This window comes from Nocardia sp. NPDC004573 (genome assembly GCF_053602135.1).
The window spans coordinates 1-1,108 of the sequence record NZ_JBSGDA010000074.1; the positions used below are offsets into that span (position 1 = coordinate 1).

At 66.5% G+C, this 1,108-nt stretch carries 1 protein-coding gene; it reads right to left on the reverse strand.

Annotated elements, in window-relative coordinates:
• A partial coding sequence (locus ACWEKR_RS35570; RefSeq protein ID WP_452358242.1) for an AMP-binding protein occupies positions 1–1,108 on the reverse strand: 1,108 nt, incomplete at both ends.

Consider the following 1,108-nt stretch of genomic DNA (forward strand, 5'->3'; position numbering starts at 1 on the left):
GGGGTCATGGCGGCGCCGGGTTTGGTGGTGGTGACGCCGGGCAGGGGGGAGATCATGATGGCGCCGGTTTCGGTTTGCCACCAGGTGTCCACGATGGGGGTGCGGTTGGCGCCGATGACTTCGCGGTACCAGCGCCAGGCTTCGGGGTTGATGGGTTCGCCGACCGAGCCGAGTAGCCGCAGCGACGACAGGTCGTGGGCGGCGGGTATCTGTCTGCCCCATTTCATGAAGGTGCGGATCAGGGTGGGGGCGGTGTAGTAGATGGTGACGCCGTATTTCTCGATGATCTGGAAGTGGCGGTGTTCGGTGGGTGAGTTGGGGGTGCCTTCGTAGACGATTTGGGTGGTGCGGTTGGCCAGGGGGCCGTAGACGATGTAGGAGTGTCCGGTGACCCAGCCGATGTCGGCGGTGCACCAGTAGATGTCGTGGCCGGGTTTGTGGTCGAAGACGTGGTGGTGGGTGTAGGCGGTTTGGGTGAGGTAGCCGCCGGTGGTGTGCAGGATGCCTTTGGGTTTTCCGGTGGTGCCGGAGGTGTAGAGGATGAACAGGGGGTGTTCGGTGTCGAAGGGTTCGGGGTGGTGGGTGGGGGAGGCGTGGGCGATGGTGTCGTGCCACCACAGGTCGCGGCCTTGGGTCCAGGGGACTTCGATGCCGGTGCGGCGCACGACCAGCACGTGCTCGACGCTGGAGGGGGTGTCGCCGTGGGTGTGGAGGGCCTCGTCGACGGCTTCTTTCAGGGGTGCGGGTTTGCCGCGTCGCCATTGCCCGTCGGTGGTGATGATCAGCCGGGCTCCGGCGTCCTCGACGCGCTGGCGCAGGGCGGTGGGGGAGAATCCGGCGAACACGACCGAGTGGGTGAGCCCGAGGCGGGCGCAGGCGAGCATGGCGACGATGGCTTCGGGCACCATCGGCATGTAGATCGCCACCCGGTCGCCGGCGACCAAACCCAGTTCGGTGAGGGTGTTGGCGGCCTGGCAGACCTCGTCGAGCAGTTGTTGGTAGGTGATGGCGCGGGAGTCGCCGGGTTCGCCTTCCCAGTGGATGGCGACCTGGTCGCCGTGTCCGTCCAGGACGTGGCGGTCCAGGCAGTTGTAGGCGACGTTGAGTT